The sequence below is a fragment of the Stackebrandtia soli genome (assembly GCF_965137155.1).
In the GTDB taxonomy this organism is placed as follows: Bacteria; Actinomycetota; Actinomycetes; order Mycobacteriales; family Micromonosporaceae; genus Stackebrandtia; species Stackebrandtia soli.
In genome coordinates this window covers 105,097-119,695 of sequence record NZ_CBCRZX010000005.1, presented here as the reverse complement: position 1 = coordinate 119,695, position 14,599 = coordinate 105,097, and the positions used below count along the sequence as shown (strand labels likewise).

At 68.6% G+C, this 14,599-nt stretch carries 14 protein-coding genes; 11 read left to right on the top strand and 3 right to left on the bottom strand.

The window, feature by feature from the left end; translation table 11 throughout:
* Nucleotides 1-6: 6 nt before the first annotated feature.
* The 3 genes from ACM9NP_RS05140 to ACM9NP_RS05130 all read right to left on the bottom strand — a co-directional run bounded on the left by ACM9NP_RS05140 (nt 7) and on the right by ACM9NP_RS05130 (nt 2,265).
* Nucleotides 7-720: a response regulator transcription factor gene (locus ACM9NP_RS05140; RefSeq protein ID WP_415645416.1), complete on the bottom strand. Its 714-nt coding sequence runs from the start codon at nt 718-720 to the stop codon at nt 7-9.
* A 116-nt stretch (nt 721-836) separates the two neighbouring features.
* On the bottom strand, nt 837-1,571 hold the full coding sequence (locus ACM9NP_RS05135) for a TIGR03089 family protein (protein WP_415645415.1): 735 nt from the start codon (nt 1,569-1,571) through the stop codon (nt 837-839).
* Between the two features lie 64 nt (nt 1,572-1,635).
* On the bottom strand, nt 1,636-2,265 hold the full coding sequence (locus ACM9NP_RS05130) for a TetR/AcrR family transcriptional regulator (protein WP_415645414.1): 630 nt from the start codon (nt 2,263-2,265) through the stop codon (nt 1,636-1,638).
* Between the two features lie 200 nt (nt 2,266-2,465).
* Between ACM9NP_RS05130 and ACM9NP_RS05125 the strand changes: the two genes are divergently transcribed.
* The 11 genes from ACM9NP_RS05125 (at nt 2,466) to ACM9NP_RS05075 (ending at nt 14,576) form a co-directional block, all read left to right on the top strand.
* On the top strand, nt 2,466-3,998 hold the full coding sequence (locus ACM9NP_RS05125; RefSeq protein ID WP_415645413.1) for a hypothetical protein: 1,533 nt from the start codon (nt 2,466-2,468) through the stop codon (nt 3,996-3,998).
* Between the two features lie 183 nt (nt 3,999-4,181).
* Nucleotides 4,182-4,544 (top strand): phosphoribosyl-AMP cyclohydrolase, encoded by a 363-nt coding sequence (gene hisI / locus ACM9NP_RS05120; RefSeq protein WP_415645490.1) that lies wholly within the window; start codon nt 4,182-4,184, stop codon nt 4,542-4,544.
* Nucleotides 4,541-5,092 (top strand): Trp biosynthesis-associated membrane protein, encoded by a 552-nt coding sequence (locus tag ACM9NP_RS05115; protein ID WP_415645412.1) that lies wholly within the window; start codon nt 4,541-4,543, stop codon nt 5,090-5,092. Before hisI ends, ACM9NP_RS05115 begins: the two co-directional genes overlap by 4 nt.
* Before the next feature lie 2 nt (nt 5,093-5,094).
* The gene (gene trpC, locus ACM9NP_RS05110) at nt 5,095-5,898 is read left to right on the top strand and encodes an indole-3-glycerol phosphate synthase TrpC (protein ID WP_415645489.1); all 804 of its coding nucleotides are present in this window, start codon (nt 5,095-5,097) and stop codon (nt 5,896-5,898) included.
* Nucleotides 5,895-7,103: a tryptophan synthase subunit beta gene (gene trpB, locus ACM9NP_RS05105; protein ID WP_415645411.1), complete on the top strand. Its 1,209-nt coding sequence runs from the start codon at nt 5,895-5,897 to the stop codon at nt 7,101-7,103. The genes trpC and trpB overlap by 4 nt, the downstream gene beginning before the upstream one ends.
* Nucleotides 7,104-7,111: 8 nt before the next feature.
* On the top strand, nt 7,112-7,909 hold the full coding sequence (gene trpA, locus ACM9NP_RS05100; RefSeq protein ID WP_415645410.1) for a tryptophan synthase subunit alpha: 798 nt from the start codon (nt 7,112-7,114) through the stop codon (nt 7,907-7,909).
* Between the two features lie 18 nt (nt 7,910-7,927).
* Nucleotides 7,928-8,974: a prolipoprotein diacylglyceryl transferase gene (lgt, locus tag ACM9NP_RS05095; protein WP_415645409.1), complete on the top strand. Its 1,047-nt coding sequence runs from the start codon at nt 7,928-7,930 to the stop codon at nt 8,972-8,974.
* Between the two features lie 6 nt (nt 8,975-8,980).
* Nucleotides 8,981-10,144 carry an FAD-dependent oxidoreductase gene (locus ACM9NP_RS05090; protein WP_415645408.1) on the top strand — a complete coding sequence of 388 codons (1,164 nt, stop codon included), beginning with the start codon at nt 8,981-8,983 and terminating at the stop codon, nt 10,142-10,144.
* 349 nt (nt 10,145-10,493) lie between these two features.
* Entirely contained in the window at nt 10,494-11,303 is an 810-nt protein-coding gene (locus ACM9NP_RS05085; protein ID WP_415645407.1) for an SAM-dependent methyltransferase, read from the top strand.
* A complete protein-coding gene (locus ACM9NP_RS05080) occupies nt 11,300-13,108 on the top strand; it encodes a putative bifunctional diguanylate cyclase/phosphodiesterase (RefSeq protein WP_415645406.1) in 1,809 nt (602 codons plus the stop codon). Before ACM9NP_RS05085 ends, ACM9NP_RS05080 begins: the two co-directional genes overlap by 4 nt.
* 256 nt (nt 13,109-13,364) lie before the next feature.
* Nucleotides 13,365-14,576, top strand: a complete 1,212-nt coding sequence (locus ACM9NP_RS05075) for an MFS transporter (protein ID WP_415645405.1) — start codon at nt 13,365-13,367, stop codon at nt 14,574-14,576.
* Nucleotides 14,577-14,599 lie beyond the last annotated feature (23 nt).

The window sequence follows — 14,599 nt, the reverse complement described above, 5'->3', positions numbered from 1 at the left end:
AGGCCGTCAGTGTTGGGGGACTCGCATGACGTAGCCCAGGTCCGCCACCGTGTCGATCATGGACTGTCCGGGGCGGTTCACCTTGCGGCGCAAGCCCGACATGCCCAGGTGGACGGTCGAGGCGTCGGCCTTGCTGTCGCTGCCCCACGCGTGCCTGGACAGGTCGGCGGTGGAGAACACCTTGTTCGGGTGGGTCGCCAGATGTCGGAGCAGGCTGAACTCGATGGTGGACAGTTCAATCGGGACGTTCCCCCGCCAGGCCCGGCGTCCGTCGACGTCGACGACCAGGTCCGCGACCTTCAACGTGGACGAGTCCCCCGCGGTCGGCGTCAGCGTTCGGCGCAGGACGGCGTCGATGCGCAGCCGCAGTTCCTCGAGGCGGAACGGTTTCGTCAGGTAGTCGTCGCCACCGGCGCCGAATCCGTCGCGCAGATCGGTGGGGGCGTCCCTGGCCGTCAGGAAGATGATCGGCGTGTCGTCCCCACCCGCGCGTAGCCGCGCCGCGACGACGAAACCGTTGAAGTCCGGCAGGTTCACGTCGAGAATGATGAGCGCGGGCTGATACTCGGTGACGGAGTTGAGCGCCTCCGATCCCGTACGGGCGACGCTGACCTCATAACCGGCGAACGTCAACGAGTCGACGAGGAGTTCGGCGAGTACGGGCTCATCGTCGACGACGAGCAGACGGGTGGGATTGCTGGCGCGCTGTGTGAGGCTCACGCCAGGCGATTCTACCTGCCGTTTCCGTGCGCGCGGTGCCTCGGAACGGTCGCCTTGGCACACCCGTTCGGGTCGTCGTTCGGGCGGCGCCGTTCACGCGCGGTCACGCCGATCGGTCAGAGCGTCAGGGTCCTCGCGTTCTCGGACGCCGCCCGCTTCGCGAGGTCGACGGCGCCGCTGTTGACGCACAGGACGACTCCTCCCGCCGAGGCGAGGGGCGCCAGCAGCCAGTCCAGGGGGCGCGGACGATCGGTCGCGATGAGGACCCGCTCCCCGCCGTTCAGGCCGAGCTCGGCCGCGCGCTCCCGCGCCGCCTCGACGAGCGCCGCCTGGCTCAGGTCCCCGCCGCGCGGCAGCGCGACGAGGGCGGGCGCGTCATCGGACACGCGTGGCCCGCCGTAGTGGTCGCCGTGGGTACGGACCTCGGTGAGATAGTCGGTGACCTCACCGTTGGCGGCGGCGGCGCGCGCCGACTCCGTCCGCAGTCCGACGGCCATCGGCGCCAGCGCCACGGCGTAGACCTCGTCGGCCTCGGCTTCTGTGTGAAGGGTCTCGTCGACGAACGCCGCGTCCGTGGCCGCGTCGTCATGGCGGATCGCCGCCCCCGCCCGCCACGCTCCGAGCATGATCACGCCAGTCAGCCAGTGCGGCGGCAGATTCACCGACACCTGCCCGCCGGGACCGAGCCCGGCGCCGTCGACGAGCAGGTTGGCCGTCTTCGAGACCCAGTTGTCGATCGTCGCGTAGGACAGTTCGGTGCGTTCGCCCGTCGCGTCGTCGTAGTACGTGAGGAACGGTCGGGCCGCGTCGCGGGCGGCCGAGGCGGCGAACAGATCCGGGATCGTCGTCATGCGGGTGATTCTCGGCGATCCGCTCCGAAGGGCGACGGCGGGGCCGTCGTCGGGGCCGTCCGTGTCACTCGGGTGAAAGCGTCAGACCGAGCTCGGCGGCCTCTGCGGTCAGATAACGCTGGATGGTGGGGGCGTAGATCCTGACGATCTGTTCGGGCGTCAGGGCCTGCAACGGCGGTAGCTGGAACATGTTCCGGGTCAACGCGAGGCCGAGCAACTGGGACGCGACGAGACTGCCGCGCGTTTCCGCGTGATCGAGGTCGGGCGCGGCGTGGCCGAGTGCTTCGCGGAGGATCTGCGTCAGCACGAAGTCGTTGACGAGAGTTCGCCGATCGGGGTGCGCGATGACCGATCGCAGGAACGCTTGCGCGCGTTCGCCGATCTCGCCGTCCCAGATCTGGACGAAGGTCGCGACGAGTCTTCGACCGAACGTCGCGAAGTCTCCCTCGGCGACCTGGCTGATCAGCTCGGAGGGAATGAAGGGCGCCTCGATCGCGGCGAGGAACAGCCGGTCCTTGGTGGCGAAGTAGTGGTGGATGAGCGCGGGGTCTACGCCCGCGTCGGTGGCGATCCGTCGGATGGACGTCCGGTCGTAGCCGTCGGCGGCGAAGGCGACACGCGCAGCGTTGAGAATGTCCTGCCTGGTGTCGGGTCTGCCGGGGCGCCGCCCGCTCCGTTTCCCATCGGTGGTCACCGCCCGAGCATAGTTGCCGCCCTCAGCTCGACCGTGGGAGCGCGTGGCGGGCGGAACGGAGACCGGCGCGACGACCGCGCACAATATTGCGGTGCGTCGATATCTTGGTGTCCGCTGTCGACGACCGATCTCGCACGGTCGCGTCGCGGCGATGCCGTCGGCCGCCGACGGACCGACCGACTTGGAGGGCTGAATCGCTTATGTACGAGGGCAGTTGGTGGACCGCCACCGGTCATGATCGATACCAGAACGAGGCGATCGAGTCGTTGGCCTCCTCGGTGTCCCGGCAGACGCGCAGCCTCAGCCGTCAGTTGCGCGACGCCCGTTCGACCAGCAAACAGTTGTCGACGGAGCTCTCCGCCGTCTCCGAGCGACTGAACTCCTTTATGGAATATGTCGAGCTCCGGTTCGATCTGCTGGTCTTCGATGACGAACTCGCCGTCCACAACGCCATCGGTCGGTCTTTCGCGGCACTGGCCTCGGGTGTGGCGGACGTGAAGGCGGACTTCGCCGACATTCCCGAATACTGGCTTCCTCCGGCCGCGCGCGACGTCCTGGCCCGCCTAGGCGGCGCCCCCGTGGACCCGGGTTGGTTCGAGTCGGCGGTGGGGCGGGATCCGGTGCGGTCGCGCCTGTTCCTGTTGTCCGCCGGCCACGGTTTCGAGCGCCGTGAACTGACGAGCGGCCCCGCGCGAGACCTCCTCCTGGCCCATCCGTCCCTTCTCGACCGCGATCCGTCCGGGATCGACCGTGCCTCGGTGTCGACGGCATGGCGGTCCCTGTGGCTCGCCTCCGCGTCCGGAGCCCATGGCCCCGAGGCGTTCGCGACACTGCTCGAACGACTCACGGAGGCCAGTGACTCCGCCACGGTCAAACAGTGGCGGACGTGGCTGGTGCCCGATGAGGACCGCCCGACGGCCGCTCAGGCGCTGCGCGCGTTGCGGACACGGTGTGAGCAGATCCTGGACGCCCCGGTCCGAGACGACTCGGGCTCGGACATCGACGCCTGGAGATCCTATATGGAGGAATTGGCTGCCGAGGGCTCGGCCGCCGCCCGGCCCGTCTTCGAGCGCGCCAAACACCACCGAGACCGGCTCGACGGACTCGACGAGAAGGTGTATCCCGCGTGGCGGCGCCCGATCGGTGACATCGACGACCTGATCCGCGAAGACCTGCTGTCCGAGGACGCGCCGACGCCCGCACGGGTCGTCGCGCTCCGCGCCTCCGTGTCGACGCTGCGAAACGTCGCCGCCGAGCTCTTCGAGGAGAGTCGTCGCCCGATGGCGTTGTCGCGAGACATCCGCTCACACGGCAAGACCCTGACCGTCACCCGCGACGGCGTCTCCGAACGCGACCTGATCGCCCACGACAACCACATCGAGGGTCTGTTCCCGGCCGTCCGCAACTCGGGTGGGCTGCTGCTCATCGGCTCCGCGGTGGCGCTCCTGGTCGCGCTCGGTCTCATATGGTCGAACGTGCTCGGCTTCGGGGTCACGCTCGGTCTCGGCGCGCTCATCGCGGGCGGCATCGGCGTCTCGGAGTTCCGTGAGGTCCGCATCAACCGAGGCGACGTCAGGACCGCCAAGGAACGCACCCGGTCCCTGGTGGCGTCGACCGTGGAACAGATCGTCGGCGACGCCCACATCCACGTCCAGGAGCAGGCCCGCGCCCGCGCCGACCACGACGTGATCGTCGCGCGTCTCGACCAGATCGAGTCGGCCGGGGCCGTATAGGGCGGGTTCGGGAAACCGTTTCCTGTCTCGCGTGCCCACACGGGGCTGGCGCTCATGCGACGGCGCCTCCGCCCGCGACGCGTCGACCGGGAACGCGCTCACCCCGGCCGTCCCGGTTCGTGGGACGGCACCCGCGCGCAGCGCCGTGCCGATGATCGGCCAGAATCGGTGGCCGTGGGATCCTTGCCTGGCCGCGCAGGTCGCGACGCTGAGTTCGCCCGCCTCTCCTGGGATGAGCGCGGTCTCGTCGCCGCGATCGTCCAACAGCACGACACCGGTGAGGTGCTCATGCTGGCGTGGATGGACGCCGAGGCGCTACACCGCACCCTCGACACCGGCACGGCGACCTACTTTTCGCGCAGTCGTGACGAATACTGGGTCAAGGGGGAGACGTCCGGCAACACCCAAGCGGTGGTGTCGGTCGCCGTCGACTGCGACGGCGATGCGCTCCTGGTCAGAGTCGACCAGACCGGGGTGGCCTGTCACACCGGAACGCGCACCTGCTTCACCGGACGTGAAATCTGGCACGAGGGTGGCACACGATGACGAGTACACGTGACCGATCACTGCCAATGGCTGTCGTCGCCGGCCTGGCGTCGGGGTCGGCGGCACTGTGGGCGGCCGGACGCGTCTGGTCGACGACGACCCGCCCGAGACCCGCGCCGCTGCCGTCCGAGGAGATCACCGAGACCGGGCTGGCGATCGCCGGCTGGATCCTGCCGTCGGCCCTCGTCCTGTTGGCCGCGTCGATAGCGATCTTCGCCGTCGGTGGTTCGCTGCGCAAGATCGTCGCGATCGCCATCGCGGCCGCCGGCGCGGCGACCGTCGCGGGAGGCGTGACGGGGCTCGTCGGCACGCCCGGCGTCTGGCCCGCGATCGTCCTACTGTCCGGTGTGGGCGGTGTCATCGTCGCGGCGTGGACGTTCCTGCGGGGCGCCCGATGGCCGCGAATGTCCGCCCGATACGACCGGATCGAGCGTCCCGTCGCCCTATCAGACGACCCTTCGGCGCTGTGGGACGCCCTCGATCGCGGGGTCGATCCATCAGCACCTACTATCAGCCAAACGGCGCCGGGAGAGGAGTACGCGCGGTGAGTGTGCTCGACGAGATAGTCGCCGGAGTCGCCGTTGACGTGGAGAAACGCCAGCGTCGAATCCCTATAGAACAGATACGGTCCCTCGCCGAACAGGCACCGCCCGCATTGGACGCCTTCAGCATCCTGCGGCAGCCCGGTGTCGGCGTCATCGCCGAGGTGAAGCGTTCGTCGCCGTCGAAGGGGAAGCTCGCCGAGATCCCCGACCCGGCCGAGTTGGCGTGCGAGTACGCCGCCGGGGGCGCCCGCGCGATCAGCGTCCTCACCGAGGAGAACTACTTCCGAGGCAGCCTGGACGACCTCGACGCCGTGCGCGCCGCCGTTCGCATTCCGGTGCTGCGCAAGGACTTCATCATATCCAGTTACCAGGTTCACGAGGCTCGTGCCCACGGCGCCGACCTGGTGTTGCTCATCGTCGCCGCGCTCGAGCAGAACGCGCTCGTGGCACTGCGCGAACGCATCGAATCGCTCGGCATGACGGCGCTCGTCGAGGTCCACGACGAGGAGGAGGCCGACCGCGCGCTCGCCGCCGGCGCCCGCGTGATCGGCGTCAACGCGCGCGATCTGCGCACCCTCAAAGTGGACAAGTCGGTGTTCGAGCGACTGGCGCCGGGCCTTCCGTCCGGGGTGCTCAAGATCGCCGAGTCCGGTGTCCGAGACACCCGCGACCTGCTGCGGTACGCGTCCGTCGGCGCCGACGCCGTCCTCATCGGCGAAGGCCTCGTGACCCGCAAGAGCCCACGCGAGGCGGTGGCCGACATGGTGACCGCCGGCAGTCACCCATCAACACCGAGGCCGGTTCGATGAACACCACCGACACGGGACCAGACGAGTTCGGCCACTGGGGGCGCTACGGCGGCAGGTTCGTGCCGGAGGCGCTCATCGCGGCGCTCGACGAGCTCGACGCCGCCTATCGCAAGGCTTGGGCCGACCAGTCGTTCCGCGACGAGTTCGACCGGATGCTGCGCGAGTACGCCAACTGCCCGTCGCCCCTCTACGACGCCACCCGGCTGTCGGAGGAGGCGGGGGTCCGCGTCCTCCTCAAGCGCGAGGACCTGAACCACTCCGGCGCGCACAAGATCCGCAACGTTCTCGGGCAGGCGCTGTTGACGAAGCGGCTCGGCAAGCCGCGTGTCATAGCCGAGACCGGCGCCGGTCAGCACGGCGTCGCCACGGCCACCGTCTCGGCGTACCTGGACCTCGAGTGCACCGTGTACATGGGGGAGGAGGACACTCGTCGACAGGCGCTCAACGTCGCCCGCATGCGCATGCTCGGCGCCGAGGTCATCCCCGTCACGACCGGTTCGCGGACGCTCAAGGACGCCATCAACGAGGCCCTGCGCGACTGGGTATCCACAGTCGACACAACGCATTATCTGCTCGGCACTGCCGCCGGTCCTCACCCGTTCCCCGCGATGGTTCGCGACTTCGTGTCCGGCATCGGTACCGAGACCCGCGAGCAGAGCCTCCGCCTCCTCGGCCGCCTGCCCGACGCGGTCGCGGCCTGTGTAGGGGGAGGGTCCAACGCGATCGGCATGTTCGCCCCGTTCATCTCCGACGCCGACGTCGCCCTGCACGGCTACGAGCCCGGGGGAGAGGGCGTCGAAACCGGTCGGCACGGTGCCACGCTCTCGGCCGGCACCCCTGGCGTCCTCCACGGTGCCCGCACCTACGTCATGCAGGACGATGACGGTCAGATCGTCGAGTCCTACTCGATCTCGGCCGGGCTCGACTACCCCGCCGTCGGCCCCGAACACGCCTGGCTCAAGGACACGGCCCGCGCCAGCTACGAGCCGGTCACCGACGCCGAGGCGATGGAGGCGTTCCAGCTTCTGTGCCGCACCGAGGGCATCATTCCCGCCCTCGAGAGCGCCCACGCCCTCGCGGGTGCGCTGCGGCTTGCCGACCGGCTGCGGGTCGACAAGCCGGACGCCGCGATCGTCGTGTGCCTGTCCGGTCGTGGGGACAAGGACATGGCGACCGCCGCCGAATACTTCGGACTGGCTAAATAGGAGCATCAGTGAGCCTCGCCCAGACTTTCGCCCGCACGCGCGCCGATGGGCGGGCCGCGCTCGTCGGCTACCTGCCAGGTGGCTTCCCGACCGTTGAGGACTCCATCACGGCCATCAACACCATGATCGACTCCGGCTGCGACGCGATCGAGATCGGACTGCCCTACTCGGACCCCGTCATGGACGGCCCCGCGATCCAACGCGCCGCCGAGACGGCGCTCGCCGCGGGCGTGCGGACCGCCGACGTCCTGCGGATCGTGGAAGCCGTCGCGGGCCGCGTTCCGATCCTCATCATGACGTACTGGAACCCGATCGAGAAGTACGGCGTGGAAGCCTTCTCGCGTGATTTCGCGGCAGCCGGGGGCGCCGGCCTCATCACGCCCGACCTGATCCCCGAGGAGGCCGACGACTGGCTCACCGCCTCCGCCGAACACGACCTCGACCGGGTCTTCCTCGTCGCACCGAGCTCCACCGCTGAGCGCATCGCCGCGACCGTCGCGGTGTGCTCGGGCTTCGTCTACGCCCAGTCCGTCATGGGCGTCACCGGAGCCCGTGACCACACCTCGGCGGTGGCGCCGGCGCTCGTTGAACGCACCCGCAAGGTCACCGATCTGCCCATCGGCGTCGGTGTCGGGGTCCGCAACGGGGAGCAGGCGGCCGAGGTCGCCGGGTACGCCGACGCGGTGATCGTGGGCTCCGCCATGGTGTCGTGTCTGCACAACGGGGAGGACCTCGCGGCCGGTTTGCGTGCATTGTCCCGACTGACAACAGATCTGGCCGACGGGGCGTCGAAGCCGCGGAGATGAACCGGTAGCGTTCCGGTTGTGGATTACGCCTTCATCCCCAGCCCGTCACAGAGCGAATGGCTGATTCCCATCCCGTTCATCGGGGTGGAGCTTCCGCTCCGGGCATACGCGTTGTGCATCATCGCCGGAATCGTCGTGGCCTGCTGGATCACGGAGGTTCGGCTTCGCCGCCGTGGCGCTCCGCCCGGCACCGTTCTCGACATCGCCGTCTGGGCCGTGCCCTTCGGCATCATCGGTGGACGCATCTATCACCTCATCACCTCCCCGGACGCGTACTTCGGCGAGGGCGGAAATCCGATCGCGGCCCTCTACATCTGGAACGGTGGCCTCGGCATCCCCGGGGCGGTCGTCCTCGGCGGTGTCGGCGCGTGGATCGCGGTCCGCAAACTCGATGTGCCGTTCGTGATGGTCGCCGACGCCATCGCACCCGCGTTGCCTGTCGCGCAGGCGATCGGACGTCTAGGCAACTGGTTCAACCAGGAGCTCTACGGCCGTCCGACCGAACTGTGGTGGGGCGTCGTCATCGACGCGAACCACCAAAAGGGCATCCCCCCGGAGACGAAGGGCGCGCTCGCCTACCACCCGACGTTCCTGTACGAGCTGCTGTGGAACCTCGGCATCGCGCTCGTCGTGTGGCGTCTCGACGCGAAGTTCAAGTTCGGCGCCGGTCGCGCCTTCGCGATCTACGTCGGCCTGTACGGCGTCGGCCGGTTCTGGATCGAGGGTGTCCGCATCGACGAGGCGCACGCCTTCTTGGGGCTGCGAGTCAACGAGTGGGTCGCTCTCGTGATGGTCGTCGGCGCGATCATCTACCTGTTGCGGGTGCACGGTGAACGTCAGGTCCTCGTGCCGGACGCCGAGACCGGTCTCCTGCCGGTCGACTGGAACAGCCCGTCGGCCGCGCACGGCGTGTACCTCGCCGACGCGACGCGATCGAACGACGACGACCCCGATCCCGACGTCGTCGCGGCGGCCGTCGCCGCAGTCAAGGAACGCGAGGAATCCACGGCGGACGAAGAGGAGTCCGCCGAAGACAAAGACAACGGAGAACCGAGCGGAAAGTAACCCCCCATGTCAACGCAGCCACGCGCGGTCATCGTCGGAGCGGGCATAGCCGGGCTCGGATCGGCCATCGCGCTACAGCAAGCGGGGTGGAGAGTCGCGCTGCTCGAACGCGGCGATCGGTTGCGCGGAGACGGAACGGCACTCCTCGTTCAGGCCAACGCGATCCGGGCGCTCCGAGCTCTCGGGCTCGGTATGGCCATCGAGGCGATGGCGACGCCCGTCAACGCCGGACGATACCGTCGGCGGGACGGACGCGAGCTCGTCCACATCGGCACGCCCGAGTCGCCCGAGGTGTCGACCGTCGTCGTGCATCGCGAGGACCTCTTCGAGGCTCTGGTCGCCGCGCTCGGTAGCGACGTCGAGGTGCACACCAGCACCACCGCCACTCATATCGATCTCGTTCGCTCCGCCGCCGGGGACCGGGCCCGACGGTGGCCCGCCGATCTCGTCGTCGGCGCGGACGGCATCGGCAGCGCGGTGCGCTCCGCCATCGACCAGGCGAGCCGGATTCGCGGCACCGGGACCGTCGCGTTTCGCGCCGTCGTGCCCCCGCACCGCGCCCCCGAACTCCCCGACGAGGGAGGAGAGACGCAGGGACCCGACGGTCATCGGTTCCTATACGCGCCGATGGGTCGTCGTGGCGTCTACTGGGCGGCCGTCATGCCGGGTGGGCTTCGACCGGAACCACCGGACGTCCGTCGGGACCTGCTGAAGCGCTGGTTCGCGGACTGGCACGATCCGATCCCGCGTTTGATCGCCACAACCCGGGCCGAGGAGATCCATCAGCAGGAGATCGCCTATCTGAAGCCCCTGCCGCAGCGGTACGTCCACACCGGTGAAGGCTCCGGCGCGGTCCTCGTGGGCGACGCCGCGCACGCGATGACCCCCGACCTCGGTCAGGGCGCGGGCTTGGCGCTGGAGGACGCCGTGACCCTCGGCGTGTGCATGACGAATCGCAGCGTCGAGGACGGCCTCGCCGAGTACGAACGGTTGCGGCGCTCCCGAACCGTCAAACTGGCGAAGGCGTCACAACGCCTCGGCGCGGTCCTCGGCGCGCGCGGTCGGGTCGGGTCCTCTCTGCGCAACGGCGTTCTTCGCGCCCTTCCGGACGGTTGGCTCGGTCGCGGCACCGATTCGGCCGCCGACTGGACACCGCCGTCACCGCGCTGAGGAGTGAACCCTTCGTGAATGTCTCGTCGCGATCCGTTGGCGCCGAGGTGTACGCGGTGGGCGTCGAGGCGATACTGCCGTGATGGAGGAGCCTGACGTGACGACAGTGGCCCCCTGTTGTCGTCCCGTAGCGTTACGGCAGGGCTGACCTGCGCAATCACGCCAAGTTCAGGCACGGCTTGCCCTCCCGAACGGACGCGAAGTTCGTTATGGTGGGACACCATTGCGCGAATTTTTCATTGATACCGGGGGATGTATCGAGATCGCGCTGTGACATCGGTAGGCGGTCTCGCACAACTTAAAGCCGACGGTCGCGTCCAGTCGCGCGGCCAGGTCGAAGGGATGAACGATGACACAGGATTCCGAATGGACTTTCGAAGGCGTCGACACCTCCGCGCCGAACATGGCGCGCAGTTACGACTACTGGCTCGGTGGCTCCCACAACTTCGCCGTGGACCGCGAGTACGCCCGAAAGATCCTCGAAGTCCTCCCCGCGACTCGTCAGATCGCGCAGGACAACCGGGCGTTCATGCAGCGGGCGATCCGGTTCATGATGGCGGAGGGCGTCCGGCAGTTCCTTGATCTCGGTTCGGGTATTCCCACCGTCGGCAACGTCCACGAGATCGCGCAGGGGATCGACCCGGCCACGAAGGTCGTCTATGTGGACATCGACCAGATAGCGGTGGCCCACAGTGAACAGATTCTCGCCGACAACCCCTATGGGATGGCGATTCGAAACGATTTGCGCAATGTGGACGACATCCTGTCGAACGACCGGGTGCGCGATCTGCTGGACTTCGGTCAGCCGATCGGGCTGCTCTTCGTGTCCGTCCTGCATGTCATCTCCAATGAGGATGACCCGCGCGACATCATCGCCCGTTACGGAGCGGCGCTCGCGCCGGGAAGCTACCTCGCGATCAGTCACGGCACCGCGGACAACCTCTCGAAGGAGATGCGCGCCGCCCAGGACCTGAGTAAACAGACCGCCACTCCGGGCACCTTGCGCACGCGCGCCGAGGTCGAGGAACTGTTCGGCGAGTTCGATCTCGTCGAACCGGGTCTGGTGTGGACCTCGGAATGGCGTCCCGAGGAGCCCGACGACCTGCTCGATCAGATCGAGCCCATGGGCTTCTACGTCGGAGTCGGGAGGAAACCGTGAGTTCTGAGCACAGCCCCCCCGATCGCCCTGACGAACCCACCGGTGTCCGTCGCTTCGTCACCGGCTGGATGCGGGCGTTGCGGTACACCAGCTACGTCCCGATCCCTTGGGAGGAAAGGGAACGCATCCTCACCGGGGTCGCCGACAGCCTTGTCGAGCTGATCAGTACGGTGCCCCTCGACGCGAACGCGGCCGAACAGATCGGGCGTGACCTCGTCGCCCGCGACTTCGCGACACCCGAGGCGCTCGGTCGGACCCTCTTCGTGCTGTCCGGTCTGCCGGAGATCGTTGGGCTCGAGGAGGACGAGGGTTGGCGTCGTCTCGTGCCGCTGATCGAGCACCTGTCGACCGGCTTCGCGCGGGCGATGTACGACCGGAGCCTCGACGGCCAGGAGGCCGTCCGCATCGCGGCCCTGTCGGCCCAGTCCCGGGCGGAACAGGCGCTCAAAGCCAGCGAGGAGCGGTTCCGCAGGTTCGCCACCCACGACGAGTTGACGGGTCTGCCGAATCGCACGAGATTCGTCGAACGCGTTCGCGACGTCACCGAGGCCGCCTCGGCGGATCAGCGTTTGGGCGTGTGCTGCATAAACCTCGACGGCTTCAACGTCGTCAACGACTCCCTCGGACACGACATCGGCGACCGCCTGCTGGTGGCGGCGGCGAAGCGCCTCACCAGGGTCGGCACGACGGGATCGGGCGTCGCGTTCGAGACGTTCCGCCTGCACAGCGACGAGTTCGCGCTGCTCCTCCCCGACATCGACTCCTCGCAGGACGTCGACAAGGCCGCCCATCTGGCGTTGACGGCCCTGTCGGAACCGTTCCACATCGGAGAGAACGAGGTGCCGTTGACCGCGAGCGCGGGCATCGTGGTGGCGCCCGCGCTCAGCGGTGAACCGTCGGAACTGCTCAGGTCGACGGAGATCGCGTTGCACTGGGCCAAGAACGACGGCAAGGGCAAGGCCCTGTCGTACGAGCCGACGCGCAGCAGCAGCGACGGCGCCAAGTTCCGGCTGTCGGCGGCGATGCCCTCGGCGTTGCGTCGCAACCAGTTCACTCTCGCGTACCAGCCGCTCGTCGATATGGACTCCGGTTCGATGATCGGTGTCGAGGCGTTGGCGCGGTGGCGGCACCCCGAGTTGGGGATGCTGTTGGTCGGCAATTTCATCGGACTCGCCGAGGACACCGGCCTGATCATCGCGCTCGACGACCACCTCTTGATGCGGGCCTGTCAGCAGGCCGCGCGCTGGCAGGAACAGCCGAACGCGCCGTACGTCAGCGTCAACCTCGCGTCTCGTCAGCTGCACCGAGTCGGCCTCGTCGGGTATGTCGCCCAGGTTCTGGAGGAGACGAGCGTCGATCCGTCGCGGATCCAGTTGGAGATCACCGAGCACGCGGTCATCGACACCGACGCTCAGGCGATCGAGGCCCTGGAGGGGTTGACCCGTTTGGGTGTGCGGATCGTGATCGACGACTTCGGGACCGGCTACTCGAACCTGGCGTGCCTGAACCGGCTGCCGGTGCACGGGTTGAAGCTCGACGCGGCGTTCGCGCGGCACGTCGACTCGACGACCCACTCGGATGACCGCAGGGTCGCCTTCCTCACGACGATCGTTCAATTGGGCCACGTTCTGGGGCTGGACGTCATCGCCGAGGGCATCGAGACGCAACATCAGGCGCGCGTGCTGCGCGACGCCGGGTGCGACACGGGCCAGGGCTGGCTGTTCGGGCGTCCGGCCGATCCTCGCGCGATCGAACTCATGAGGGGCCGTCGCGTCCTGAAAGGCCTGCCCGCCGCTCGGCGTTGACGGAGGGAACCCGGCACCCCTCCCCATGGTTCGGCCATAGTGGAACAGCGGTGGGTCGCGCGCGTCGTCGACCCGCCGCTGTTCGCGTTCCGCGCGTCCCGATCGGCCGCAGCCACGTGTCTGCCGTCACCTGCGTTTCTTGAGCCCACGACGTCCCGGTTTCCCGACGTCGCCGTGGAGAGCGAACTCACGCGAAACTCCATTTGCGCCAGCCGAGTCTTCAGCGATGATGGCTCACGGAGGTGCTTCGACCGAGATGACATTGACCCCTTTCCGGAACGTGCTGCGGCTGCCCGGCGTCAAACGCCTGCTGCTCGGCGGCATCATCGCGCGCGTCCCATACGCGGCGATGGGTTTGACGCTGACGCTGTACATCGTCTTCGGCCTGGACCGCGGCTACTTCGAGGCCGGCCTGGTCGGAGCGCTGTTCGTCATCGGCGGCGCGATCGGGTCCACGGTCCACGGTCGCATCGCGGACCGGTACGGGGTTCGCGTGATCCTCGCGGTCACCTCGGTCGCGATGGCCGCGTTCTGGTTGTCGGCGGGTCTGATGTCGTACCCCGTACTGGCGTTGCTCGCGCTACCGGCGGGACTCGTGAACCTGCCGGTGTTCGTCGTCGTCCGGCAACCCCTCGCCGCGCTCGTCCCGCCGGAACAGCGCCGCACCGTCTACGCACTGGACTCGACGCTCGTCGAACTCGCCTTCATGGTCGGCCCGGCCGCCGCCGCGGTGCTCGCGACGCTCGCCGAGCCGTGGGTCATGCCCATCGTCATCGGCACGTGGGCGCCGCTGGCCGGAGCCCTGCTGTGGTGGATCAATCCACAGACGACTGCCGAACACGAGCTCGCCGAGGCCTCCGGCCCGCGCCCCGCTCGCCGTACCTGGATGCGACCCCGGATGGTCGCGATGCTCGTCGCCGGTGTCGGCGCGACCGTCGCGCTCGGCGGCACCGACATCGCGGTGGTGTCGATGCTCGAATCCACCGGCGAGGATCGCTGGCTGTGGGCCGTCATGACCCTCTGGGCACTGTACTCAATGGTCGGTGGTTTCCTGCTCGGTGCGACGGACCGCAAGGTCAATCCGCTGTGGCTGCTCGCCGGTCTCGGCGCGACGACGATTCCATTGGGCCTGCCCGGGAACTGGTGGCTGCTCGCGCTCGCGCTGATCCCCGCCGGGATGGCCTGCGCCCCGACGATCGCCGCGAGCGTCGACGAGGTGTCCCGGATGGTTCCCGCGTCGGTGCGTGGCGAGGCGATGGGCATGCACGGTTCCGCGATCACGATCGGCAGCGCCGTCGGTGCTCCCTTCGTCGGCTGGATCGTCGACAACATCGGTGTCGAATGGGGTTTCGTGGCGGCGGGCCTTGGCGCCGTCGCGGCGGCCGTCATCGCCGGGGCGCTCGCCCGGATCGGCACACCACGGGTCGACACGACCCCGGAACTCGAACCGCTGCCCTCGGCGGCGTGACCACCGACGGCCCGGACCGCGTC